This window comes from Nonomuraea sp. NPDC003727, from assembly GCF_053586935.1.
This window is the reverse complement of record NZ_JBSFNE010000001.1, coordinates 696,580-720,846: the sequence shown is the minus strand read 5'-3', so window position 1 is coordinate 720,846 and position 24,267 is coordinate 696,580. Positions and strand designations below refer to the sequence as shown.

Sequence of the window (24,267 nt, the reverse complement as noted above, 5' to 3'; positions counted from 1 at the left end):
ATTGTGAGTCGCATGCTAGACGATGAGCTGCTCTCCGTGCACCTGCAGGAGCTTCGGCGCGGCACCGTCGTGCTCGCGTGCCTGCTCATCCTCAAGCGACCCAACTACGGGTACGCGCTGCTCGACCTGCTCGACCGGCAAGGCTTCACCGTCGACGCCAACACCCTCTACCCGCTCCTGCGCCGGCTCGAGAAGCAGGGGCTGCTGACCAGCGACTGGAACACCGAGGAGTCGCGGCCGCGCAAGTTCTACCGCACGAGCGACGCCGGCACCGCGCTCGCCGACACCCTGAGCCGTGACTGGGACGAGCTCGACACCGCGCTGCGCACCCTGAAAGGCGAGTCATGACCATCGCGAGCAGCCTCACCGACCGCTACGTCGAGGCGGCCCTGAGCCGCCTGCCCGCCCGGCAGCGCCCCGACATCGAGAAGGAACTGCGCGCCTCGATCGCCGACGCCGTCGACGACCACCTGGAGACCGGAGCCGATCCCGCCCAGGCCGAGCGCGCGGTGCTGGCCGAGCTCGGCGATCCGGTACGGCTGGCCGCCGGCTACGCCGACCGCCCGCTCCAGCTCATCGGCCCCGCGCTCTTCCTCGACTACACGCGGCTGCTGACCGCCCTGCTCGCCACCATCGTGCCCGTCGTCGCCGCGACCGTCGGGCTCGTGCGCGGACTCAACGGCGGCGCCCCTCTCACCGTGCTCGGCGACACCCTCGGCGCGGCGCTCACCACCGGCGTCCACATCGCCTTCTGGACGACGCTGGTCTTCGCGATCCTCGAACGCACGCCCGCCCTCCGCCGGGCGGCGACCCGGCGATGGACCCCCGCAGCCCTCCCCGAACCGCCCAGCCGCCGCGCACGCTACGGCGAGCTGGTGACCGAGACCGTGCTCACGGTCCTCTGCACGACGCTCATCCTGCTCTCGCCGGTGGTCAGCCCCGAGACCGACGCCAACGGCCACCCCGTCGGCGTGCTGTCGCCCTGGCTGTGGGAGACCGGCCTCGTCCACCTCTTCATCGCCCTCGTGATCGCGAGCCTCGGCTTCTCCTTCGCGGGGTACTACCTGAAATGGAGCGTTCCCGTCGCCGTCGTGGGGTTGCTCGTCGGCGTCCCCTCGGCCGTCATGCTGATCTGGCTCGCGGCGACCCACCGGGTGCTCAACCCGGCCTTCGTGGCGGCGGCGGGATGGCCGTCGAGCGTCCCCGGCTGGATCGACACCGGACTCATCGTGATCTCCGTCGGCACGATCATCCACACCGTCGTCGAAGGGCTCACCCGAGCGCTCCGCCGCTGAGCGACCACCCCGCCCGCCCCGCCACCGCCTCCCCGACCCCGCCCTACCGCCCGGACCCTGACCCCGACCCGCGACCTGACCCGGCCCGCGCCCTGACCCGACCCCGCGTCCTGACACCCCCAGCCGCGCCCGACACCCGACCCGCGCCACGCCGGTAGACCTGCCGGCGCGACCGCCCCTGCGCCGATCCCCGCCACGCCGGGCGAGCCCGCCGGCGCGACCACTTGTCCTGACCCGTGCCACGCCGGGGGCCCGCCGGCGTGACCGCCCATGCCCCGACTCCGGCCGCGCCGGGCGAGCCCGCCGGCGCGACCACTTGTCCTGACCCGTGCCACGCCGGGGGCCCGCCGGCGTGACCGCCCATGCCCCGACTCCCGCCGCGCCGGGCGAACCCGCCGGCGCGACCGCCCCTGCCCGGAAACCGTCCCGTCCTGAGAGCTGATCCCGACAAGAGGAGCCTCCGTGAAAGCGATCGTCTACGAGAAGTACGGCCCGGCCGACGTCCTGCGCCACACCGACGTCGACCGGCCAGTCATCGGCGACGACCAGGTGCTCGTGCGGGTTCGCGCAGCCTCGGTCAACGCCGCCGACCGGCTGGTCATGCGCGGCTCGCCGTACATCGCCCGCGCCTGGTTCGGGTTGCGCCGCCCCAGGGAGACCGTGCTGGGCCGCGACATCGCCGGCACCGTGGAGCAGGTCGGCGCCAAGGTGACCGGCTTGCAGGTCGGCGACGAGGTGTGCGGCGAGATGGACCAGCGGGGTTTCGCCGAGTACGTGGCGGCGCCGGAAGCGCACCTGGCGCGCAAGCCCGCCGGGGTGACGTTCGAGCAGGCGGCCAGCCTGCCGGTCGCGGGCACGACCGCCCTCCAGGCGGTACGCCTCGGCCAGGTGGGACCCGGCACGACGGTGCTGGTCAACGGGGCCTCCGGCGGGGTCGGCAGCTTCGCCGTCCAGCTGGCCAGGACGCTCGGCGCGCAGGTCACCGGCGTCTGCGGCACCCGCAACGTGGACCTGGTGCGCTCGATCGGCGCCCACCACGTCATCGACCACACCCGCGAGGACGTCACGCGGGGCTCGACCCGCTTCGACACGATCATCGACCTGGCGGCCGACCACTCGCTGTCGGCCTTCCGCCGGGTGCTCTCCCCGGAGGGGGTCTACATCTCTTCCAACGGCACCCGGGGCGCGGTGCTCGGCCCGCTGCCGCGGCTGCTCGCCGTGGCCGTCACCTCGCCGTTCCTGCGCCAGAAGCTGCGCGGGCTGATCGTCAGGCGCAGCGTCGAGGACTTGGACCACCTGGCCGGACTCGTCGCGGCGGGGAAGATCGCCCCGGCGATCACGCGGACGCTTCCGCTGGCCGAGGCCGCCGACGCGCTACGCCTCCTCGAGGGGAGGAACGCCGGCGGCAAGATCGTGCTCACGGTGTGATCCGGCGGGACCGGCCGCGCGACCACGGCCGGTGCTGCCCTCAGCTGAGGGCGTCGAAGCCCGCGCGCAGGTGCGCCACCCGTTCGGACAGGTCCGACAGCGGCGCGGAGAGCGACGGGTCGGCCGACTTGCGGGCCAGCTCCCGCACCCGCTCCAACTCGTCCTCCACGGCCGTCAGGCGCCTCGACAGCTCGGGCAGCACGGCGGGCTGGGCGGTGCCGTTGCCCGGCGGCAGCTCGCCCGCCAGCCGTTCGCGCAGCAGCGCCGCCTGCTCGGTCAGCCGCTTGTGCATGTTGTAGAGCTCGACGAACACCGACACCTTCGCCCTGAGCACCCACGGGTCGAACGGCTTGGTGAGGTAGTCGACCGCGCCCGCCGCGTAGCCGCGGAAGGCGTAGTCGGGGGCGCTGTCGACGACGGTCAGGAAGATGATCGGAATGTTGCGGGTACGCTCGCGCCGCTTGATGTGCGCCGCCGTCTCGAACCCGTCCATGCCCGGCATCCGCACGTCGAGCAGGATCAGCGCGAACTCGGTGCCGAGCAGCGCCTTGAGCGCCTCCTCGCCCGACTTGGCGCGCACCGGCGTCAGGTCGAGCGAGCTGAGAATCGCCTCGAGGGCGATGAGGTTCTCCTCGCGGTCGTCGACCAGGAGGATCTTGGCCCGTTCTGCCATCTGTTACGCCTCTTCCGCCGTGTCGGACACCCGCCCTCGGCTGAGCCAACCGCGCAGCCGTTCGAGCAGCTGGTCGACGTCGACCGGTTTCGGCACGTAGTCGGAGGCGCCGGACGCGATGCTCTTCTCCCTGTCACCCCGCATGACCTTGGCGGTCAGCGCGATGATCGGCAGATCGGCGAACTGCGGCATGCGCCGGATGGCCGACGTCGTGGCCCAACCGTCCATCTCCGGCATCATGATGTCCATGAGGACGAGCGCCACGTCCTCGTTGCGCTCGAGCTGCTCGATCCCCTCGCGGCCGTTCTCCGCGTAGACGACCGTGGAGCCGTGTCGCTCCAGCACGCTGGTCAGCGCGAACACGTTGCGGATGTCGTCGTCGACGATGAGGATCTTGGCGCCGTCGAGCGGGTCGTCGCCCTGCCACTGCTGCCTGCTCGCCGGCTGGACGACCTCGGGCAGCGGCAGGTCGAGCGGCATCGGCGGCTCGGGCACGACCATCGGGCTCTGCTGCTCGACCTGCATGGTCAGCACCTGCCTGCGGGCCGCCCCGCCGTCGCGCGCGACCAGCGGGCCCGCGTAGTCGGTCGGCAGGTAGAGGGTGAACGTGCTGCCGGCGCCGAGCTCGCTGTCGACGTGGATCTCGCCGCCGAGCAGCCTGGCGATCTCCCGGCAGATCGACAGGCCGAGACCCGTGCCGCCGTACTTGCGGCTGGTGGTGCCGTCGGCCTGGCGGAACGCCTCGAAGATGATCTCCAGCTTGTCCGGCGCGATGCCGATGCCGGTGTCGACCACCTGGAAGGCGATCAGGCCGTCGGCCAGGCGCAGGGTGTCGTCGTCGTAGTCGACCTCGCGTGGCGCGGGCACCACGCGCAGCCGTACCTCGCCCTTGGGGGTGAACTTGACCGCGTTGGACAGCAGGTTGCGCAGCACCTGTTGCAGGCGTTGCTCGTCGGTGCGCAGCTCCTGCGGCACCCGGGGATCCACCTCGACGATGAAGGCGAGCCCCTTGTCCTGCGCCAGCGGCGCGAAGGCGGCCTCGACGTAGTCGACCAGCTTCGGCAGCGACAGCTGGGCGGGATGGATGTCCATGCGCCCGGCCTCGACCTTGGACAGGTCGAGCATGTCGTTGATGAGCTGCAGCAGCGCCGAGCCCGCCCCGTGGATCGTGCGGGCGAACTCGACCTGCTGGGAGGTGAGGTTGCCCTCGGCGTTCTCGGTCAGCAGCTTGGCCAGCACGAGCAGGCTGTTGAGCGGGGTGCGCAGCTCGTGCGACATGTTGGCGAGGAACTCGGACTTGTAGCGCGAGGAGACGGCCAGCTGCTCGGCGCGCTCCTCCAGCGTGCGCCGGGCCTGCTCGATCTGGAAGTTCTGGATCTCGATGGCGCGGTTCTGCTTGGCCAGCAGCCCTGCCTTCTCCTCCAGCTCGGAGTTGGACCGGCGCAGCTCCTCCTGCTGGCGCTGCAGTTCGTCGGAGCGCTCCTGCAGCTCGGTGGTCAGGCGCTGCGACTCCTTCAGCAGGTCCTCGGTGCGGGAGTTGGCGATGATGGTGTTCATCGTGACGCCGATGGTCTCGACGAGCTGGGTCAGGAAGTCGAGGTGGACCTCGCCGAACTTGGTGAAGGAGGCCAGCTCCAGCACGCCGAGCACGCGGCTCTCGAACAGGATCGGCAGCACGACGATCTGCGCGGGCGTGGACTGGCTGAGCCCGCTGTCGATGGTGATGAACCCGGCCGGCACGTCGTCGAGGACTATCGGCCGCCCCTCCACCGCGGCCTGGCCGACGATGCCCTCGCCGAGGGCGAACCGCTGGCGTGGCGAGCGGTCGGGCCGCACGCCGTAGCCGCCGATGAGGATGAGGTCGTGCTCCGCGACGCTGTTGTCGACGCCGTAGAAGGCGCCGAAGCGGGCCGAGACGAGCGGCGTCAGCTCGCTCATGATCAGCTTGGCGACCTCCATGAGGTCGCGGTGACCCTGCATGAGGCGCGAGATGCGGGCCAGGTTGGACTTCAGCCAGTCCTGTTCCTGGTTGGCCTGGGTGGTCTCGCGGAGGTTGGCCACCATGAAGTTGACGTTGTCCTTGAGCTCGGCCAGCTCGCCCTGCGCCTCCACGGCGATCGAGCGGGTCAGGTCGCCCTGGGCGACGGCGCTCGTCACGGTGGCGATGGCGCGGACCTGCGTCGTCAGGTTGCCGGCCAGCTCGTTCACGCTCTCGGTCAGGCGCTTCCAGGTGCCTTCGAGGCCCTCGACCCTGGCCTGGCCGCCGAGCTGTCCCTCGGTGCCGACCTCGCGGGCGACGCGGGTGACCTCGTCGGCGAAGGACGACAGCTGGTCGACCATCTTGTTGATGGTGGTCTTCAGCGCCAGGATCTCGCCCTGGGCGTCGACGTCGATCTTGCGGGTCAGGTCGCCGTTGGCGACGGCCGTGGTGACCTCGGCGATGTTGCGCACCTGGTAGGTCAGGTTGTTGGCCATGAAGTTGACGTTGTCGGTGAGGTCCTTCCACACCCCGGACACGCCCTGCACCCGGGCCTGGCCGCCGAGCTGTCCTTCGGTGCCGACCTCGCGGGCGACGCGGGTGACCTCGTCGGCGAAGGACGACAGCTGGTCGACCATCGTGTTGAGGGTGTCCTTGAGCTGGAGGATCTCGCCCTGGGCGTCGACGGTGATCTTCTTGGTGAGGTTTCCCTGGGCGACGGCGGTGGAGACGGCGGCGATCTGGCGTACCTGGTTGGTCAGGTTGTTGGCCATGAAGTTGACGTTGTCGGTGAGGTCCTTCCACACCCCGGACACGCCGCGCACCTGCGCCTGGCCGCCGAGCTGTCCTTCGGTGCCGACCTCGCGGGCGACACGGGTCACCTCGGAGGCGAACGACGACAGCTGGTCGACCATCGTGTTCATCGTCGACTTGAGCTCGAGGATCTCGCCCTGGGCGTCGACGTCGATCTTGCGCGTCAGGTCGCCGTTGGCGACGGCCGTGGTGACCTGGGCGATGTTGCGCACCTGGTAGGTCAGGTTGTTGGCCATCGAGTTGACGTTGTCGGTGAGGTCCTTCCAGACGCCGGAGACGCCCTTCACCTCGGCGCGACCGCCCAGCTTGCCCTCGGTGCCGACCTCGCGGGCGACGCGGGTGACCTCGTCGGCGAAGGACGACAGCTGGTCGACCATCGTGTTGAGGGTGTCCTTGAGCTGGAGGATCTCGCCCTGGGCGTCGACGGTGATCTTCTTGGTGAGGTTTCCCTGGGCGACGGCGGTGGAGACGGCAGCGATCTGGCGTACCTGGTTGGTCAGGTTGTTGGCCATGAAGTTGACGTTGTCGGTGAGGTCCTTCCACACCCCCGACACGCCGCTGACCTGCGCCTGGCCGCCGAGCTGTCCTTCGGTGCCGACCTCGCGGGCGACACGGGTGACCTCCTCGGCGAAGGCCGACAGCTGGTCGACCATCGTGTTGACGGTGTTCTTCAGCTCGAACATCTCGCCGACCGCGTCGACGGTCACCTTGCGGCTCAGGTCGCCCTTCGCGACGGCGGTCGTCACCTCGGCGATGTCGCGCACCTGGGCCGAGACGCGCGACGACATCGTGTTGACGGCCTCGGTCAGGTCGCGCCAGCTGCCGGACATGCCCTTGACGTTGGCGGCGCCGCCCAGCCTGCCCTCGGTGCCCGCCTCGCGGGCCACCCTGGTCACCTCGCTGTTGAACAGCGACAGCTGCTCGACCATGCCGTTGATGGCCTTGCCGAGCCGCCTGACCTCACCCCTGGCCGAGCGGTCGAGGTCTATCCTGCGGGTCAGATCGCCCTTGGCCACGGCGTCGATCACGTCGGCCGCTCCGGTCACGGGGCTGACCAGCGCGTCGATGAGGGCGTTGACGGACTCGACGCTCTCCGCCCACGACCCCACACCGGGGCCGGGGGTCAGCCGCTCGCCGAAACGCCCCTCCTTGACCACTTCCTTGCGCACACGCGTCAGCTCGTTGCTGAGGTGCTCCCTGCGGTCCGCCACTTCGTTGAGCAGCAGCCGGATCTCGCTCAGTATCCCGGGAGGGGCATGCGGGACCCGGCGGCGGAAGTCACCGTCGCGCCATGCGAAAAGCGTCTCGAGGACGGGGACGAGGTCGGACTCTGAGTACGTCCTCTCTTCCGCAGCAGGCGCGGTCTTGGCCGTCGTCATGGGGTCTCCTCCACTCCCGGGGTGCCGCCGTGAGTGATGCAAGTCTGTCACGATGAGTCGCTCGTAGTCCTGTCCTTGGATTTACCCCAAGTCAATGGGAAGTGTGGTAGGCACGGAACGATGACTGCTTCTTCCCGCGCGGTTCTCGCGGCCACCTTCGCGCCAGGCGAGACCGCCGTCCCCTCCGCGAGAAGGTTCACCCGTGAGGTGATGACCGCCTGGGCCGCCTCTCCCGTGCTGCCTGCGGCCGAGCACCTGGCAGAGGAGCTGGCCACGCAGGTCGCCGACGCTCCCTTCGAGATCGTCTGGAAGCACTGCGGCGACGCCGTGCAGGTGGAGTTCAGGCAGCGGACCGCTCCCAACGGGGACCCGAAAGGCCCCTCCGTGGATGTCGAGGAATGGGGCATCACCTTCGCGGGCGATTCCCGTGTCCATTGGGCAAGGCTCACGCTACCCGGCTCGGCGGACCGGGTGGCAGCCGAATGGGCGGAGGAGACCTCCAGGGGCCCCCACTGGCTCGGTTTCCTCGCCGACGCCAGCGACCTTCTCGCCGGCACCCTCGATCCCGACATGGTGCCCGCGATCATCGCGCAGATCGTCGTGCCGAGGCTGTCGGCCTGGTGCGCCGTCTACACCGCCGACACCACGGGGCCGCGCCGCCTGGCCTACCTGTGGCACGCCGACGAGGCGCGCATCGACGGGCTGCGCGAGCGGCTGAGCGAGCTCACCGTCCCCGACAGCACCTCCGCCAGCCTCCAGCTGGCCGACTCGCAGGTGCTGGCCGTACCGCTGACCGCGCGGGGGCGCTCGCTGGGGGCCATGTGCCTGGGCCGTCCCGACCGTTTCACCGACGAGAGCATCCAGCTCGCCGAGGACATCGCCCGGCGCGCGGCGCTGGCCATGGACAACGCCCGCCTGTACGCCCAGCAGGCCGCCGCCAACCGGGCGCTGCAGCGCAGCCTGCTGCCGCCGAACGAGCCGGAGGTGCCCGGGCTCGACTACGGCGTCGTCTACGAGCCCGCCGGCGAGGCCAACGAGGTCGGCGGCGACTTCTACGACCTGTTCAAGGCGGGCGACGAGTCGTGGCGGTTCGCCATCGGCGACGTCTGCGGCACCGGCCCCGAGGCCGCCGCGGTCACCGGCCTGGCCCGCCACACCCTGCGCCTGCTCGCCAGGGAGGGGTACGGCGTGGCCGCCGTCCTCGGCCGGCTCAACCAGGCCATCCTCGAGGAGGGGGAGCGCGCCAGGTTCCTCACGCTGCTCCACGGCGACATCACTCCTGTCGAGAGCGGCCTTGAGGTGCGTCTGGTCTCGGCCGGCCACCCCGAGGCGCTACGGCTGAGGCCGAGCGGCGTCGTCGACACGGTGACCACCCCGCAGTCGCTGCTCGGCGTCTTCCCCGAGGTGGTGTTCGAGGCGGACACCATCCACCTCGACCACGGCGACGTGCTGCTGGCGGTGACCGACGGCGTCACCGAGCGGCGCTGCGGCGGGCGCCTGCTCGATGACGACGGCGGCCTGGCCAAGCTGCTGGCCGAGTGCGCGGGCCTGTCGGCCAGGGCGGTCGCCGAACGCATCCGCAGAGCGGCGGCCGACTTCGCGCCCGAGCCGAGCGCCGACGACCTGGCGATCCTGGTGCTGCGCGCCCGCTAGTCGCGCTCGACCGTGTCCTCCAGCACGATCCTGCCGATGACCTCGTACTTCTCCGGGTCGCGCGCCTTCAGGTACAGGGCGGTCGCGACACCGAGGACCGCGACGCCCACCACGATCCACGGGATCGCGGTGAAGAACCCGCTCTTGGCCGCCTCACCCGCCGCCGCCTCCTGGTTCTGGAACAGCAGCAGCACCACGTACGCCATGGCGAGCCCGCCGGCCAGCGGGGCGATCAGGGTGCGCCAGACGTTGGCCGTCTCCGGGTGCTTCTTCTTGACGTGGAAGTAGCCGATCACGGAGAACGAGCAGAGGGTCTGCACGATGAGGATGGCCAGCGTGCCCAGCACGGCCAGCAGCGTGTAGATGTGGACGTAGGGGTCCATGCCGGCGAAGTGGAAGGCCAGGACCAGCACCACGGAGATCGCCGACTGCACGAATCCGGCGATGTGCGGCGAGCCGTGGACGGGGTGGGTGGCCCCGAGGGTACGGCCGGTGCCGGGGATGAGGTTCTCCCTGCCCAGCGCGTAGAGGTAGCGGGCGGCGCAGTTGTGGAAGGCCATCGCGCAGGCGAACGACCCGGTCAGGATGAGGATCTTGAACAGACTGACGGCCCACGGGCCGAGCAGCTGCTCGGTGGGGTTGAAGAAGATGCCGGCGAACTCCTTGGCGGCGATCTCCGGCGCCTTCACGCCGTTGGCCGCGACCGTCATCCACGAGACGAACGTGTAGAACAGGCCGATGCCGACCACCGAGACCAGCGTCGCGATCGGGATGATCTTCTTGGGTTCGCGTGACTCCTCGCCGTACATCGCGGTCGACTCGAAGCCGACCCACGACCAGAAGCACATGAACAGCCCGAGGCCGACCGCGCCCGCCTGCAGGCCGGTGGTCCGGAAGGCGTTGGCGGGGTTGAGCGTGGCGGCCATGAGGCCGTCGGGGCCGCCGCCGTTCAGCAGTGTGACGATCGCCACCAGGCCGAGCATGAAGATCTCGGTGATCAGGAAGACGCCCAGGACCTTGGCCGTCAGGTTGATGTCGAAGTAGGTGAGGATCATGTTCAGCGCCAGGCCGAGGAAGGCGAACCACAGCCAGTGGATGTCCACCCCGGCCAGCGACTTGAAGGTGTCGTTGGCCGAGTAGGCGAAGAAACCGATGATCGAGGCCTCGAAGACCACGTAGGCCATGGTGGCCAGCAGGCCCGAGACCATGCCGACGACCTGGCCGAGGCCGTGGGAGATGTAGCCGTAGAAGGCGCCGGCCGCGGTGATGTGCTTCGACATCGCCGTGTAGCCCACGGAGAAGATCGTGAGCACGGCGGTGGCGAACAGGTAGCCGGCGGGGACGCCCAGACCGTTGCCGAAGCCGACGACGATGGGCACGTTGCCGGTCATGGCGGTGATGGGGGCCGCGGTCGCCACGGCCATGAAGATGACGCCGACGAGGCCGACGGCGTCCTTTTTCAGACGGTTGACGCCGTGGGTCTCAGTGGAGGTACTCACAGATTCGTGCCCTTCGGCTGGGGGGTGGCGTGATGCTGGCAGCGGCCGAGGGCGACATTCAAGGCGAAGAAAGAGGCAACCTATTACGCTGTGTCAGTTGTGAGTCCGTGTTTGCGGATGAAATTGAGCATTATCGCCATCTGGTCGATACGTTCGGCGACGACGAGCCCGCCGCGACCGGCGTCGTAGTAGTGGACCTCGTGCTCGCGGCCGAGTTCGGCCAGGCGGCTCACGTACTCCTCGAGCTGCCGCAGCGGCGAGCGGGAGTCGTTGACCCCGGCGAGGATCAGCAGCGGGCGCTCGACCTTCTCGACGTAGGTGATCGGCGAGCTGTCGTGGTAGCGCTCCGGCTGCTCGTCGGGGGAGCCGCCGAGCAGCGACCGCTGCAGGGCGCGCAGGCCCTCGACGTGGTCCTCGTAGGCGGTGACGTGGCTGGCGATGGGGGCGACCGCGATGCCCGCCGCCCACAGCCTGGGCTGGACGCCGAGACCGAGCAGGGTGAGGAAACCGCCCCACGAGGTGCCCGCGAGCACCGTCCTGTCCGGGTCGACGACGCCCTGGGAGACCACCCACTCCCTGACCGCCGCCACGTCGGCCAGCTCGATGTGGCCGACGTCGCCGCGCAGCGCGTCGCGCCAGGCCGAGCCGTACCCTGTCGAGCCGCGGTAGTTGACGCGCACGACCGCGAAGCCGGCGTCGACCCACGCGGCGACCTCGGGGGAGAAGGTGTCGGCGTCGTGCAGGTGCGGGCCGCTGTGCAGCAGGAAGACGGCGGGGAAGGGGGCCGAGCCCATCTCGGGCCTGGAGACCAGCGCGTGGATGCGCCCGCCTGGACCGGAGACGTCGATGTCCTCGACGGGGACGCTGGTGGGGGCGGCGGGGCCGATCGCGTTCATGACCACGTGGCCGCTGCTCGACCGGATCACCGGCGGGCGGGAGGCGCTCGACCACGCGTACTCCACGTGGCCGCCCGGCCTGGGCCTGGCCGCGCCGATCACGCCGTGAGGCGTGTCGATCAGGGACATGCCGCCGCCGCCGAGGTCGTAGCGGTGCAGATGGGTACGGCCCCGGTCGTCCCTGACGATCAGCAGGGCGCGGCCGTCGTCGTACCACTCGGCGGTCAGCTCGCCGGGGTCCTTCAGCCAGATCTCGCGCTGCTCGCCGGTCTTCGGGTCCCAGACCAGCGGCTCGTGGCGCTGGCGGCGTTCGTGCAGGGTGAGCAGGCGGCGGTCGCCGGGGAGGGGGCCGAAGCGCAGGCCGACCACGCCCCTGCCGGGACCGTCGGCCAGCTCGCCGACCACGTCGCCGTTCTGCTTGAGCACGCGCAGCGCAGGGTGCCGGAAGTCACCGTGCTCGCTGTGGTTGAGGGCGACCAGCTCGCCGTCGAGCGACATGTCGGTGACCCAGGAGGCCTCGGAATGCTCGTAGAGCAGGCGGGCGGACTCCCCTGGCCGGACCAGGTAGGTGCTGAACGTGCCGGCGCGGGCCAGGCTGACGGCCGCGAGGCCGGTGGCGGACAGCGCGATGCCGCCGGGCTCGCTGGGCGGCAGGTCGGGGGCGATGACCTCGTGGACGCCGCCGGCGAAGCGCTGGCGCATCCAGACGCCGAGCTCGTCGCGGTCGCTGCCGGCGAACCAGTAGATCCAGTGGCCCGTCGGGTCGAGGGCGGCGTGGCTGGTGCCGTACGGCTGGTTGGTGACCTGGCGGGTGATGCCGGTCGTACGGTCCCACGCGTAGATCTCCCACACGCCCGAGGCGTTCGAGCGGTAGAGGGAGCGGTTCGGCGCCTGGCGTGCCCACTCGGGCAGCGTCATGCTGGGCGCCCGGAACCTGGCCTGCCAGCGTTCCTCCGCCTTCATCCGCTGCCTCCCCCTCCTCAGTTGCCGTCCAGTATTGCGTCTGGGTGGATGAAATACCTGAGGAATGTGAGGGAATTTCGGACTAAATGCCCCATCAGTAACATGAGTCCCGGAGGTGCGTCAAGGAATGGGTCTTGATTGAGGGGGTGCGGTGAAGATAGACAGGCGAAAACTCGCAATTGCTGAGGTCCATTCCGGAAATTTCCGGATTTGGTGGTGGAGGTGGTCGGGGTCCTTGTGCCACGCGCTCGGACCCATGCCCACCACCAAGCCGACATCTTCCCGCGTCAGCGACATCTCGAACCTCACCTCCCGCCTGCCCGTCTCCTCGAAGCCCCGCAGGCTCTCGGCGACCCGATGCTCCTTCGCCTCGTCGACCGACAGCAGGCCCAACTCTCGCACCAGCGGGCTGAGGTGGTCGCCTGCCGGGATGACCACGATCAGGTGGCCGCCCGGTCGCAGGACTCTGGCGAACTCGGTGCCGTTGCGCGGAGCGAACACGTTCATCACCACGTCGGCGACCGCGTCCCCGAGCGGCAGCGGCCGCCACGCGTCCGCCACGAACGCGCCCGCGCGCTCGTGCGCCCTGGCCGCCCGTTTGACCGCGTGCTTGGAGATGTCGAACGCGATGCCGGTGGCCCGGGGCACGGCGTCGAGCACCGCCCCGAGGTAGTAGCCGGTCCCCGCCCCCGCGTCCACGATCATCGGCGCGCCGGCCCCCGGCCCGCCGGCGGCATAAGGGTCGAGCTCGGCCGCTCCCGCCGGACTGGCGGACTCCCGGCCCGTGTCGGGGTAAGGGTCGAGCTCAGTCGTGCCCGCCGGACCGGCGGACTCCCGGCCCGTGCCGGCGTTCCGGGACGGCGTGGCGGGCGCGAGACAGGCCGCCGCGGTCTCGGCGAGCGCCCGGGCCAGCGGCGCGTAGTGCCCCCTGCCCAGGAAGTCGGCCCTGGCCGTCACCATGGCGGAGCTGTCGGCCGTGCCGGGCGCCTGCGATCCGGTCAGCAGGCTCACGTATCCCTGCCTGGCCACGTCGAAGGCGTGCCCATGCCCGCACCGCACGGCCCCCGCGTCGAGCCGCACCCCTTCACGGCAGACGGGGCAGCGCAGGTGTTCGACGATGTCAGCCAGCATCCCCCCATCATCGCGGGTCAGCCGGCATGCCCGTGATGCCGGTGATGCCCGGGATGATCGTCCGCTCCGACGGTCAACCGTCCTGCTGTGGACGTGCGCCGTCCCGCCGCCCCGCGGAGGAGCCGGTCTTTCCCGGCGGTTCCGGGAGACCGGCGACCTATGTGCGGCACCGGTGAGCGTCAGGCGGATTCGGCCAGTGTGAGGAAGGCGGCGTTCGACGGGGTCTCGCGGAGCCGGCCGACCAGCAGCTCCAGGCCCTGCTGCGGGTCCAGGCCACCGAGCATGCGGCGCAGCCGCCACACCACCTGCCGCTCGGCGGGGTGCAGCAGCATCTCCTCGCGGCGGGTGCTGGACGCCCCGAGGTCGACGGCGGGGAACAGCCGGCGCTCGGCCAGGGCGCGGTTGAGCCGCAGCTCCATGTTGCCGGTGCCCTTGAACTCCTCGAAGAAGGAGTCGTCCATGCGCGAGCCGGTCTCGACGAGCGCAGTGGCGAGGATGGTGAGCGAGCCGCCGTCCTGGAGGTTGCGGGCGGCGCCGAAGAAGCGCTTGGGCGGGTAGATGGCGCCGGCGTCGATGCCGCCCGACAGGACGCGCCCGCCGGCCGGCGCGAGGTTGTTGTAGGCGCGGCCGAGCCTGGTGAGCGAGTCGAGCAGCAGCACGACGTCCTGGCCCTGCTCGACCAGGCGCTTGGCGCGTTCGAGCGCCAGCTCGGCGACCGCGACGTGCTCCTTGTCGGGCCGGTCGAAGGTGGAGGCGGCCACCTCGCCCGCGATGGTCTGGCGCATGTCGGTGACCTCTTCGGGTCGCTCGCCGACCAGGACGACCATGAGGTGCGTGTCGGGATGGTTGCGGGAGACGGCCGCGGCCAGCGCCTGCAGGACCATGGTCTTGCCGGCCTTGGGCGGGGCGACGATCAGCCCGCGCTGGCCCTTGCCGATGGGGGCGAACAGGTCGACGACCCTGGTGGTCAGCGACTCGGTCTCGATCGTCAGCCGCTCCTCCGGGTGGACGGGGGTCAGGTCGGCGAAGTGGGGACGCTCGCGCCAGTCGGCGCGGCCGTTCACCTGCTCGACGGAGACCAGCTTGGCGCCCGCGACGGTGGCGGTCACCTGGTCGCCGGCGCGCAGGCCGAGGTGTTTGATCCGGTCCAGCGGCAGCCGTACGTCGTCGGGGCCGGGCCGGTAGCCGGACAGGCGCAGGAACGCGCTCTTGTCGCGCACGTCCAGCAGTCCGGTGACCTGCCGGGCGGGTGCGGCGGCGGTGCGGGGGCGGGGGACCGTGGGAACAGAAGACACGGTGGAAACAGACATGATGAACCCTCCTCGAGGGCACGCCTGGAAAAACGCAGGCGGTGGGTGAGAGAACACGGGACGGGCCCTCAGCACGGACCCTTCAGGGAAATCAGCGGAGCAGGTGGACGCTCAACGCTGGTTCGCAAGATATCACAGTCAACGCGGACGGCAAGGGTTCTGTTCCCGTCGCCCCAAGCCGCCCACATCTCCCGGAGCGGGATCCGTCAAGCCGGCTGCAGGGCTCCTGCAATCGTCGGAGGCTCTCATGGAGGTGCGAGCCCAAGGGGGATGTCATGAAGAAGACCCAGTGCCCGACGTGTCACACCACCCTCGACGAGGGTCCGATCATGTACCGCTGCGCGTGCTGCCGTCGCGCCGTGTTCGCCGCAGACCTGGAGAACGAGTACGTCACCCGGCTAGCGTTGTCGGATGCCGCATAAGTCAAGAATCGTGGCCGATGTCGAGATCACCCCGTTGTGTGATGCCATCGGCCCGATGGGGCCCTCGCTTCGCCTGCCGTTCCTCGAGACCTTTCTCGGCGCGGAGGTCGACGAGGGCGAGTGGATCCTTCACTTCCACTGCTTCCTCCTGCGTGACCGCGACGGCCACGTCACCCTGATCGACACCGGCATCGGGCCCACCTCCAGCTGGGCTCCCGCCCCTGGCGCGCTGCCGGGCGAGCTGGCCGCCGCGGGTGTCGCGCCCGGCGACGTCGACACGCTGATCATCACGCACCTGCACAGCGACCACTTCGGCGGCACGATCGTCGACGGCCGGCCGGTGTTCCCCAACGCGCGCCACGTCGTCCAGCGGGCCGAGATCGAGGCGACGTCCGTCCTCGACCCGGTCAGGGAGCTGCTGCAGGTGGTCGACGGCGACGCGGAGGTCGCCCCCGGCGTGGTCGTACGGCTGACGCCCGGCCACACCTCCGGACACCAGAGCGTCGAGGTCGGCGAGTTCACCATGGCCGGTGACGTCCTGCACCACCCGGTGCAGCTGGCCGACCCGACGATCCGCTACGTCTACGACGGCGACTCAGACCTGGCCGCCAAGACCAGGCTCGACCTGGTCGCCGGACTGCGCGCGCAGGGCCGGCTGCTCGGCACCTCCCACTTCCCCGAGCCGTTCGTCGAGCTGGGCTAGCAGCGCGCGGGCCTTGGCGCGGTAACGCAGCACCTGCACCACGCCGAGCAGCCAGACCGGGTACTGCACGGCCATCGCCCAGCGGTGGTCGCCGGTCAGGTCCATCGTCACGCCGATCAGCGCGATCACCGACATCGAGGCCAGGAAGCCGCCGCCGTTCACGATGCCGGTGGCCGCGCCGATGCGGCCCGCGGGGTTGAACGTCCTGGCGTAGTCGAAGCCGATCATCGATCCGGGGCCGTTCGTGGCGAGCACGACGACCAGGACCACCAGCAGCCACAGCGGAGCCCGGCCGCCCGGCCACAGCAGCACCGCCGTCCACGCGGTGGCGGTCGACCCGGTGACGGCCAGCACCAGCCACGATCGGCGCAGCGGGAAGCGGCCGGCCAGGTAGCCGAGGATCGGGCCGCACACCATGCCGACGGCGGTCAGCGCCGACAGCAGCACGCCCGCGGTCCCGGGCGCGAGTCCCTGGCCCTGCACCAGGTACGGGTAGCCCCACAGCAGCAGGAACGCCGCGGCCGAGCACTGGGTGGCGGCGTGGGTCCACATGCCCAGCCTGGTGCCCGGCTGCATCCACGCGGCCTTCAACCCCGGTGCGCGCCGGTCGGCCGAGGGACGCCCGTCGCGCAGGACGGCCGCGACGAGGACCGTGGCCAGCACGCCGACCCCGGCGGCGCCGAGGAAGGTCGGCGTCCAGCCGTACGCGCGCAGCGATCCGATGATCGGCACGGTCGACGCGATGGCGCCGAACTGGCCGAGGATGCCGGTCAGCTGCACGATCACCGGGTTGCGGCGGGCCGGGAAGGACAGGTTGACCAGCCTGATCACGCTGATGAACGTCATGGCGTCGCCCGCGCCCACCAGGGTCCTGGCGGCCAGGCCGAGCAGCAGGTCGTCGGCGAAGGCGAAGACGACCTGGCCGCACGACATGATCAGCGCCCCGATGAGCAGCATGCGTTTGGAGCCGAACCTGTCGACCAGCACGCCGACGGGGATCTGCATCACGGCGTAGACGAGGAGCTGGAGCATCGCGAGGGTCGCCAGACCCGACGCGCCGACGTCGAGACGGGCGGCGGCCGCCAGGCTCGCGACACCGAGGGACTGGCGGTGGAAGACCGCGACGAAGTAGGCCAGGACGCCCGTCGCCCAGAAGATCAACGCGCGTCGTGTCACGGGGACAAATCCTATCTTTTTCATAGGATGTTCCCATCACTGGCCCCGGCGTCGGACGTTCCGCGTTCGGGACGACGTTGTAGGTTGATCACGTGAGCGTGGACACGGAGTTCTGGGCGTCGCTGAGCAAGGTGCTGGCCGGGGCGGGCGCCTACATCACCGACCCCGGAGGAAGAACGCTGCTGGTCAAGCCCAACTACCGCGACCACTGGGGCTTCGCGGGCGGCCACGTCGACGAGGGCGAGGACCCCGCGCAGGCCTGCGCCAGGGAGGTCGCCGAGGAGCTCGGCCTCACGCTGCCCGTCGGCGACCTGCTGGTCGTGCAGTGGGTGGGCCCGCTGGACGTCCGGCCGCTGCCGCTGGTCAACTTCCTGTTCGACTGCGGCACCATCCCCGCCGACACCCCGATCACCCTGCAGGCGGAGGAGCTCGACGACTACGGCTTCTTCACCGAGGCCGAGGCCAGGAAGCTGCTCCCGCCGTGGGCCGGCGACCGGGTGCCCGCCGCGGCCGCCGCCAGGGCCAGCGGCTGGAGCCGCTACCTGCCGCCCGTCAGCGCCGGCTGATCGGAGAGCAGGGCCGCGGGCAGCGTCACCGTCGCCGTGATCCCCCCGTACGGCGAGGGCCGCAGCCGCACCCTGATCCCGTGCCTGGCCGCGAGCCTGGCCACCACGAACAGCCCGAGCCTGTCGCTCTCGGCCAGGTCGAACTCGGGCGGCTCGGCCAGCCTGGCGTTGAGCTGGCTCAGCTCCTCCTCGGGCAGCCCGAGCCCCCGGTCCTCGATGTCGACCTGCAGCCCCTCCGGCACGCCGACCGCCCGCACGTCCACCCTGGTCTGCGGGGGCGAGAAGAGGGTGGCGTTCTCCACCAGCTCGGCCACCAGATGCACGACGTCGGTCACGGCCGAACCCATCACCGCCACGTTCGGCGGCTGCGGCACCTCGACCCTGGCGTACTCCTCCACCTCGGCCACGGCCGCCCTGAGCACGTCCACGGCCGGCACCGGGTTGCGCCAGCCCCGGCCCGGCGTCTGGTCCGACAGGATGATCAGGCTCTCGGCGTGCCTGCGCATGCGGGTGGTGAGGTGGTCGAGCTTGAACAGGTCGTCGAGGATGACCGGGTCGTGGGTGCGCCGCTGCATGCCGTCCAGCTGGAGCAGCTGGCGGTGCAGCAGCGACTGGTTGCGCCTGGCCAGGCTGACGAAGACCTGGCGCACGCCGTCGCGCAGCTTCGCCTGGTCGACGGCGGCTCCGACCGCCGTGGACTGGACGGAGTTGAACGCCTGGACGATGTCGCGCACCTCGGTGGTCTGCGCTCCGGTGTCGAGCGGTTCGACCTCGGGCTTGGCGCCGCCGGCGCGCAGCTGATCGACGACGCCCGCCAGCCGTACCTCCGCGAAGCCGGTCGCGGCGTCGCGCAGGCCCGCCAGCTCGCGCACCAGCCGGCCGCGGAAGCGCAGGGAGAGCACGATGGAGGCGACGACGGCGACCAGGCCGATGCCCCCTGCGACGCCGATCTTGATCAGGATGGCGGTGGCGGTCGGGTTGACCCGGTCGACCAGGCCCTGCACGGCCTCGGACTGGTTGCGCTCGACGGCGGCGGCGAGGTCGTCGCCCCGCGACACCCAGGTCGCGGAGGTCGCGGGCAGTCCGTTGGCGGTCGCCTGGCCGCGGATGGCGTCCTCGATCGCGACGAAGTCGCGGTAGGCGGCGGAGCCGGCCAGCCCGCGGTAGGCGGCGCCGAGGTCGTCGTCGAGGTGGGCGAGCGCCTGGGAGTAGAGGAGGCGGCGGGTGGCCGACATCCGGGTGAACAGCGCCCGGTCGGAGGGGCCGACCTCGCGGGTCGCGAGCACGTGCACGATCATCGCCCGCTCCCTGGACAGGAGCTCCTTGGCCTCGCCGAGCATGGTGACCGACCTGGCCAGCCGGTAGAGCGCCATGTCGGGCACCAGGATCATCTGGTCGTACATGCGGAAGGAGGCGTCCACGATGTCGCTGTAGACGGTGATCGTCTGGATGGCGCCGACCGAGCGCGCGTCGACGCCTCTGCGCAGCTCGGGAAGGCGGTTCAGCTCGCGGTAGAGCGCCTTGAGCTGCTCGGCCATCTCCGGTGTGACGTTCTCCTGCAGGGCGGCGCGCCGGCGGAAGGCCGCCACGGCGGTGTCCGTCCTGCTGCGCTGGTTGATCAGCTCCCGGTACGGCCTGGCGGACGACAGGAACTCGGCCGACGACAGCCGCTCGCGCTGGAGCTGGATGTTCATCTGCTCCGACGGGTCGGCCAGGTTGGTGACCAGGTTGTTGATCTCCAGCAGGCGCAACCCGTCACCACCGGTCAACGCGGCCGCGAACGTCCACAGCCCGACCAGCGAGATCAGCGGGACCGAGAGCAGGACGAGCAGCTTGAGCGCGATGGGGCGGCCGGGGCGGGTGAAGCGCCTTTTCATGGTGAGATCGTCTCGCAGATCACACCCCTTTTGGGAGGTTTCCCATGCGCTTGCCGCGATCGATATCCGGATGGACCATCGCCGTCTTCGGCTTCCTTGCTTTCGCCCTGGGCCTGTTCGGCCTGCTGAGATCGGACGATCTGCTCGGCCTGCTGGGATTCGAGGTCGTGGAGAGGCGCGGACCCGGTGACTACACGAAGGTGTACATGGCGGCCTCCTCGATGGCCGCGGTCAACATGGGCGTCTACTACCTGCTGGCCGCGGCCACCGACTGGACACCGTTCTTCCGGTGGACCGTCCCGTGGAGGACGGTGACGTTCGTGGTGTTCACCACGCTGGTGGTGACGGGCGCCGCACCCGCCGAGTTCGTGGGCGTGGGGGTGTGGGAGGGGCTCGGCGCCCTGGTCACCGGCCTCGCGCTGTGGCGCGAGGGCAAGCTGTTTCAGCGCTCGTCGGAACGGCGCCCCGCGACCAGGTGATCGTCGGGGTGCGGGGCCTGGCGGGGGATCGTCCGCGTCTCCCCGGCGGCGTCGTGGGTGTCGTCGTGGGTGCTGTCGGGGGTGTTGTCGTTGAGCTTCCGCTCCAGCGCCCGCTTCTCGTCCTCCAGCTTGGCGACCCGGTCGTCGGCCTGGACCCGGACGTCGCGCAGCGCGCGGCGCCGCAGGAGCGACCGGCGCGAACCTGAGCCGATCATCGAGACGCCGAGGAGCAGGACTCCCGCGGTGGCCGCGCCCACCAGGAACATCTCCAGGTGGGACGGCTGGAAGGTGTAGCCGACAACGGTGTAGGTGGTATCGGGTTCCATCGCGACGAGGTAGATGGTCGCGGCTGCGATCAGGACCAGGATCAGCCCCAACACGATCATGAGCTCACCTCTCTTTCAAGACGGCGCTTCCTCTGCCCCTGAACGATGGAGTCATGCGGCCGGACGCGGGCCGGTGGCGTCACGGCCATGTTGTCCACACCCTGTGGACAACATGCGGCCTGTGGCCGACCGCCCCGTCCGGCTCACGGCGTCATGCAGGGATCAAGCATGTCGCCGCTCAGGACGGGGGCGGCTTTTCCCCGCTCACGCCAGATCGTCTTGAGCACCCGCCACCCGTCGCGGACGGCGTGCAGGTTGCTGGCCCCGTGGATGCGCGAGCGCTCGTGGCTGGGCACCTCGCGGATGTCCAGCCCCGCCTTCGCGGCCCTGACGTTCATCTGCGTCTCGATCTCGAACCCGTCGCAGTCGAGCGCCATGGCGTCCAGGTGGTGGGCCCAGAAGGCGTTGTAGCCGTAGCACAGGTCGGTGTAACGCGTGCCGTACAGGGCGTTGGTGGCGAACGTCAGCACCTTGTTGCCCAGCGAGCGGACGGGGCTGATGTCGTCCGAGCCGCCGCCCTCGATGTAGCGGGAGCCCTTGGCGAAGTCCGCGCCGTCGACCAGGGCCTGCACGAACCGGCCGATCTCCCGGCCGTCGGTCGACCCGTCGGCGTCGATCATGACGATGATGTCGCCCTTGGCGGCGGCGAAACCCTCGGTCAGCGCGTTGCCCTTGCCCCGCCTGGTCTGCGTGACGACACGCAGGTCCGGGCGAAGGCTGCGAGCCACGGCCACCGTGTCGTCGACGGAGTTGCCGTCCACCAGGATCACCTCGTCGATCCAGGTGGGCAACGTCGCGAAGACGTGTGGCAGGTTGTCGGCTTCGTTGAGTGCGGGAACAACAACAGTGACGCTCGCCGCGAAGGGGCCTGTGTTCATGGAACCAAGGTCCACGATCACACCTGCAACTCGCTTGACATCCCCTTGCAGCTGGTGATGATCTACCGCATTCGGGACGAAACCCCGTGTTTCTGGGGCTCCCGGTGACCTGCGATGTTGTCTCTTTCGCTCGTTCCACGGCTCTGAAAGTAATGATCCACTTGCCGTCTCTTGACATCGTATTGGGAAAATGTATGGAATCAGCGCCGGGTGGCCGCCGCCCAGCACTCCAGGAGCGCCGCGGCCGCGCCCGAGTCGATCGCCGCGCACGCGCGTCCGTAGGCCGCCGCCAGCCCGCGCACCCCCTCCCGCCCGGCCGCCGCCAGCGCCGCGGCGGCGTTCAGGCAGACGATGTCGCGCACCGGCCCCGGAGCGCCGCCCAGCACCTGCCGCGCGACCTCGGCGTTGTACGCGGCGTCCGCGCCCCTGAGGTCGTCGACGGACGCCCGGGCGATGCCCAGCGACAGCGGGTCGAAGCGGCTCGACGTGACCGTCCCGTCCCTGACCTCCCAGATGGTGGACGGCCCTGTCGTGGTCAGCTCGTCCAGGCCGTCGTCGCCCCTGAACACCAGCGACGAGCAGCCCCGCGCCGCCAGCACCCCCGCGACGACCGGCGCCAGGTGCGCGTGGAACACCCCCACCGCCTGCGCCGCCGGCCTGGCCGGGTTGACCAGCGGCCCGAGCACGTTGAAGACCGTCGGCACGCCGAGCTGCCTGCGCGGCCCGGTGGTGTGCCGGAAGGCCGGATGGTGCCGCGCGGCGAACAGGAAGGTGATCCCCACCTCCGCCGCGACCCCCGCCGCGCGCGCGGGGGGCAGGTCGACCACGACGCCGAGCGCCTCCAGCACGTCGGCGGCGCCCGTGGACGACGAGGCCGCCCTCCCGCCGTGCTTGACGACCTTCGCCCCCGCCGCGGCGGCGACGATCGCGGCCATGGTGGAGACGTTCACGGTGTGGGCCTGGTCGCCGCCCGTTCCGACGAGATCGACCGCGTCGCCGGGCACCTCCAGCGGGGCGGCGCCGTCGAGCAGCGCCGTCGCCAGCCCCGACACCTCCTCGACGGTCTCGCCCTTGGCGCGCAGCGCGACGGCGAACCCGGCGATCTGCGCGTCGGTCGCCGCGCCGGCCATGATCTGGCCCATCGCCCACGCGGTGTCCCGCGCGCGCAGCGATCGACCGTCGAGCAGCGTGCCGAGCAGAGTGGACCAGGTCGTCATGTTCGAGCCTCCAGTCGTGCGGACGAGGAGGCCAACCATCGATGACCGCCTCGCGAAGGGCGGTCATCGGACATCGCGCAGGGACCGCCTAGAAGGCCGGCCACCAGGAAAGCGCGATCATGACATGACATGCTACCGGCATGTCGGTGCTCTCCCCCCTCCGGGACACAGCGGTCGGCGCCGCCGCCGCGGCCGGCACCGGCCCCGCGGGCACGCGTCGCCGGATCGGGGCCGTGCCGCCGCAGGAGACACCGCGAAGGGAGCGGCCGTGGATCTGAGGCGAACGTTCGACGAGGACGCGGAGCTCTACGACAGGGCCAGGCCCGGCTACCCGGCCGAACTGTTCACCCGTATCCCCGTGGCGTCGCGCGTGCTGGAGATCGGCTGCGGCACCGGGCAGGCCACCCGCGGCCTGCTCGGCCGCGGCTGCGTCGTCACCGCCGTCGAGCTGGGGCCCGCGCTGGCGGCGCTGGCGCGGGCCCGCATGCCGTCCGTCGAGGTGGTCAACGCCGACTTCGAGACGTGGCCGCTGCCGGCCGAGCCGTACGACGTGGTGTTCGCGGCCACCTCCTTCCACTGGCTCGACCCGGCCACGCGGGTGGCCAGGGCGCGGGCCGCGCTCCGCCCCGGCGGGCTGCTCGCCACCGTGGCCACGCACCACGTGGCGGGCGGCACCGCGGCCTTCTTCGCCGAGGTCCAGGAGTGCTACGAACGGTTCGACCCCGCCACGACGCCGGGCCTGCGGCTCCGGCCCGCCGCCGCCGTCCCGCCCGACGGTGAGGCGCTGCCCGGGTTCGCCGCCCCCGTCTTCGAGCGCTGGGAGTGGGAGCTGGCCTACACCACCGAGGAGTACCTCGACCTGCTGTCGACCTACTCGGGTCTCCGCGCGCTGCCCGCGCGCGCCGCCCTGCTCGACTGCGTCGGGGCGCTCGTCTCCTCCCGGTACGGCGGGCGCGTCGTCAAGCGCTACCTCACCGAACTCCGCACCGCCACGGCCATCGGCTGACACGGCGGCGTTGCGCGACCACGCTCTCCCCTTGGCCGCGCCTGCGAGGTGACCGCGGCCGCGAGGTGACCGGGGCTGGGGAAGTCGTCTGTCCCCGGTGAGGCGTCCGCCGGCGCGTTGGGCCCGGCCGCGCATCGCATGCCTGCCAGCTACGGCGCGGTCGGCCTGGAACTGCTCGACAGCGCGCGGGAGGGGAACGCGGGCGCGGCCTACGAGGTGGCCGTGCTGCTGGCCTGCGAGGCCGCGAAGGGCGACCGCGACAGTGAGGCGTGGCTGGAGGCGGCGACCCACTGGCTGCGCCGGGCGACGGGCAGGGTCGCCGAGGCCGCGGAGTTGCGGCTGCGCGGGGTCAAACTGGCCAAGGCGGCATTGGCGCTGGCCGTCGAGCGCAAGGCCGAGGGCGAGCCGAGTGCGCTGATCTTCTTCCTGGCCGCGATGCAGGCCGAGGCCGCCGTGCCGGGCCTCAGGCTCGACGTGTCCGAGGCCCTGTTCTCCTGACCGCGTTCTCCCGACCGCGTTCTCCTGACCGCGCTTCCCGG

Annotated in this window: 21 protein-coding genes; 10 read left to right on the top strand and 11 right to left on the bottom strand. The window is 70.9% G+C overall.

Features of this window, described 5'->3' with window-relative positions:
- Positions 1-12 precede the first annotated feature (12 nt).
- From ACWDLG_RS03540 to ACWDLG_RS03530, 3 genes are all read left to right on the top strand, one after another.
- Positions 13-348, top strand: a complete 336-nt coding sequence (locus ACWDLG_RS03540; protein WP_449915577.1) for a PadR family transcriptional regulator — start codon at positions 13-15, stop codon at positions 346-348.
- Positions 345-1,295, top strand: a complete 951-nt coding sequence (locus ACWDLG_RS03535; RefSeq protein WP_449915575.1) for a permease prefix domain 1-containing protein — start codon at positions 345-347, stop codon at positions 1,293-1,295. The genes ACWDLG_RS03540 and ACWDLG_RS03535 overlap by 4 nt, the downstream gene beginning before the upstream one ends.
- Before the next feature lie 462 nt (positions 1,296-1,757).
- On the top strand, positions 1,758-2,723 hold the full coding sequence (locus tag ACWDLG_RS03530; protein ID WP_449915574.1) for an NAD(P)-dependent alcohol dehydrogenase: 966 nt from the start codon (positions 1,758-1,760) through the stop codon (positions 2,721-2,723).
- Positions 2,724-2,763: 40 nt separating this feature from the next.
- Here ACWDLG_RS03530 and ACWDLG_RS03525 read toward each other — a convergent pair whose 3' ends face one another.
- A complete protein-coding gene (locus tag ACWDLG_RS03525) occupies positions 2,764-3,396 on the bottom strand; it encodes a response regulator (RefSeq protein WP_354920307.1) in 633 nt (210 codons plus the stop codon).
- Positions 3,397-3,399: 3 nt separating this feature from the next.
- Positions 3,400-7,566, bottom strand: coding sequence for a HAMP domain-containing protein (locus tag ACWDLG_RS03520; RefSeq protein ID WP_449915572.1), 4,167 nt, complete (start codon positions 7,564-7,566; stop codon positions 3,400-3,402).
- Between the two features lie 120 nt (positions 7,567-7,686).
- Between ACWDLG_RS03520 and ACWDLG_RS03515 the strand changes: the two genes are divergently transcribed.
- Complete coding sequence (locus ACWDLG_RS03515; RefSeq protein ID WP_449915570.1) at positions 7,687-9,219, top strand: PP2C family protein-serine/threonine phosphatase; 1,533 nt, start codon at positions 7,687-7,689, stop codon at positions 9,217-9,219.
- On the opposite strand, the gene ACWDLG_RS03510 is transcribed toward ACWDLG_RS03515, so the two are convergent.
- From ACWDLG_RS03510 to rho, 4 genes are all read right to left on the bottom strand, one after another.
- A complete protein-coding gene (locus ACWDLG_RS03510; RefSeq protein WP_449915568.1) occupies positions 9,216-10,718 on the bottom strand; it encodes an APC family permease in 1,503 nt (500 codons plus the stop codon). The two genes, ACWDLG_RS03515 and ACWDLG_RS03510, sit on opposite strands and share 4 nt — an antisense overlap.
- A gap of 83 nt (positions 10,719-10,801) precedes the next feature.
- On the bottom strand, positions 10,802-12,577 hold the full coding sequence (locus ACWDLG_RS03505; RefSeq protein ID WP_449915566.1) for a prolyl oligopeptidase family serine peptidase: 1,776 nt from the start codon (positions 12,575-12,577) through the stop codon (positions 10,802-10,804).
- 120 nt (positions 12,578-12,697) lie between these two features.
- Positions 12,698-13,708 (bottom strand): putative RNA methyltransferase, encoded by a 1,011-nt coding sequence (locus ACWDLG_RS03500; protein WP_449915564.1) that lies wholly within the window; start codon positions 13,706-13,708, stop codon positions 12,698-12,700.
- A 179-nt stretch (positions 13,709-13,887) separates the two neighbouring features.
- Entirely contained in the window at positions 13,888-15,018 is a 1,131-nt protein-coding gene (gene rho / locus ACWDLG_RS03495; protein WP_449915561.1) for a transcription termination factor Rho, read from the bottom strand.
- A gap of 275 nt (positions 15,019-15,293) precedes the next feature.
- Here rho and ACWDLG_RS03490 point away from each other — a divergent pair, with 275 nt between their 5' ends.
- Both ACWDLG_RS03490 and ACWDLG_RS03485 read left to right on the top strand, forming a co-directional pair.
- Positions 15,294-15,440: a hypothetical protein gene (locus ACWDLG_RS03490; protein WP_449915560.1), complete on the top strand. Its 147-nt coding sequence runs from the start codon at positions 15,294-15,296 to the stop codon at positions 15,438-15,440.
- Positions 15,430-16,143 (top strand): MBL fold metallo-hydrolase, encoded by a 714-nt coding sequence (locus tag ACWDLG_RS03485; protein WP_449915557.1) that lies wholly within the window; start codon positions 15,430-15,432, stop codon positions 16,141-16,143. Before ACWDLG_RS03490 ends, ACWDLG_RS03485 begins: the two co-directional genes overlap by 11 nt.
- Here ACWDLG_RS03485 and ACWDLG_RS03480 read toward each other — a convergent pair.
- Positions 16,036-17,319, bottom strand: a complete 1,284-nt coding sequence (locus ACWDLG_RS03480; RefSeq protein ID WP_449915555.1) for an MFS transporter — start codon at positions 17,317-17,319, stop codon at positions 16,036-16,038. The two genes, ACWDLG_RS03485 and ACWDLG_RS03480, sit on opposite strands and share 108 nt — an antisense overlap.
- Before the next feature lie 92 nt (positions 17,320-17,411).
- Here ACWDLG_RS03480 and ACWDLG_RS03475 point away from each other — a divergent pair, with 92 nt between their 5' ends.
- Positions 17,412-17,885 (top strand): NUDIX domain-containing protein, encoded by a 474-nt coding sequence (locus ACWDLG_RS03475; RefSeq protein WP_449915553.1) that lies wholly within the window; start codon positions 17,412-17,414, stop codon positions 17,883-17,885.
- Here the strand turns inward: ACWDLG_RS03475 and ACWDLG_RS03470 are convergent.
- The gene (locus ACWDLG_RS03470) at positions 17,858-19,762 is read right to left on the bottom strand and encodes a sensor histidine kinase (protein ID WP_449915550.1); all 1,905 of its coding nucleotides are present in this window, start codon (positions 19,760-19,762) and stop codon (positions 17,858-17,860) included. The two genes, ACWDLG_RS03475 and ACWDLG_RS03470, sit on opposite strands and share 28 nt — an antisense overlap.
- Positions 19,763-19,806: 44 nt before the next feature.
- On the opposite strand from ACWDLG_RS03470, the gene ACWDLG_RS03465 reads away from it, so the two are divergent.
- The gene (locus ACWDLG_RS03465; RefSeq protein ID WP_449915548.1) at positions 19,807-20,241 is read left to right on the top strand and encodes a hypothetical protein; all 435 of its coding nucleotides are present in this window, start codon (positions 19,807-19,809) and stop codon (positions 20,239-20,241) included.
- Here the strand turns inward: ACWDLG_RS03465 and ACWDLG_RS03460 are convergent.
- The 3 genes from ACWDLG_RS03460 to trpD form a co-directional block, all read right to left on the bottom strand.
- The gene (locus tag ACWDLG_RS03460; RefSeq protein WP_449915546.1) at positions 20,205-20,627 is read right to left on the bottom strand and encodes a hypothetical protein; all 423 of its coding nucleotides are present in this window, start codon (positions 20,625-20,627) and stop codon (positions 20,205-20,207) included. The genes ACWDLG_RS03465 and ACWDLG_RS03460 overlap by 37 nt on opposite strands.
- 143 nt (positions 20,628-20,770) lie before the next feature.
- Positions 20,771-21,505: a glycosyltransferase family 2 protein gene (locus ACWDLG_RS03455; protein WP_449915543.1), complete on the bottom strand. Its 735-nt coding sequence runs from the start codon at positions 21,503-21,505 to the stop codon at positions 20,771-20,773.
- A 200-nt stretch (positions 21,506-21,705) separates the two neighbouring features.
- Positions 21,706-22,722, bottom strand: coding sequence for an anthranilate phosphoribosyltransferase (gene trpD / locus ACWDLG_RS03450; RefSeq protein WP_449915540.1), 1,017 nt, complete (start codon positions 22,720-22,722; stop codon positions 21,706-21,708).
- Positions 22,723-22,990: 268 nt separating this feature from the next.
- On the opposite strand from trpD, the gene ACWDLG_RS03445 reads away from it, so the two are divergent.
- Positions 22,991-23,728, top strand: a complete 738-nt coding sequence (locus ACWDLG_RS03445) for a class I SAM-dependent methyltransferase (RefSeq protein WP_449915537.1) — start codon at positions 22,991-22,993, stop codon at positions 23,726-23,728.
- A 138-nt stretch (positions 23,729-23,866) separates the two neighbouring features.
- Complete coding sequence (locus ACWDLG_RS03440) at positions 23,867-24,226, top strand: hypothetical protein (RefSeq protein ID WP_449915534.1); 360 nt, start codon at positions 23,867-23,869, stop codon at positions 24,224-24,226.
- Positions 24,227-24,267 lie beyond the last annotated feature (41 nt).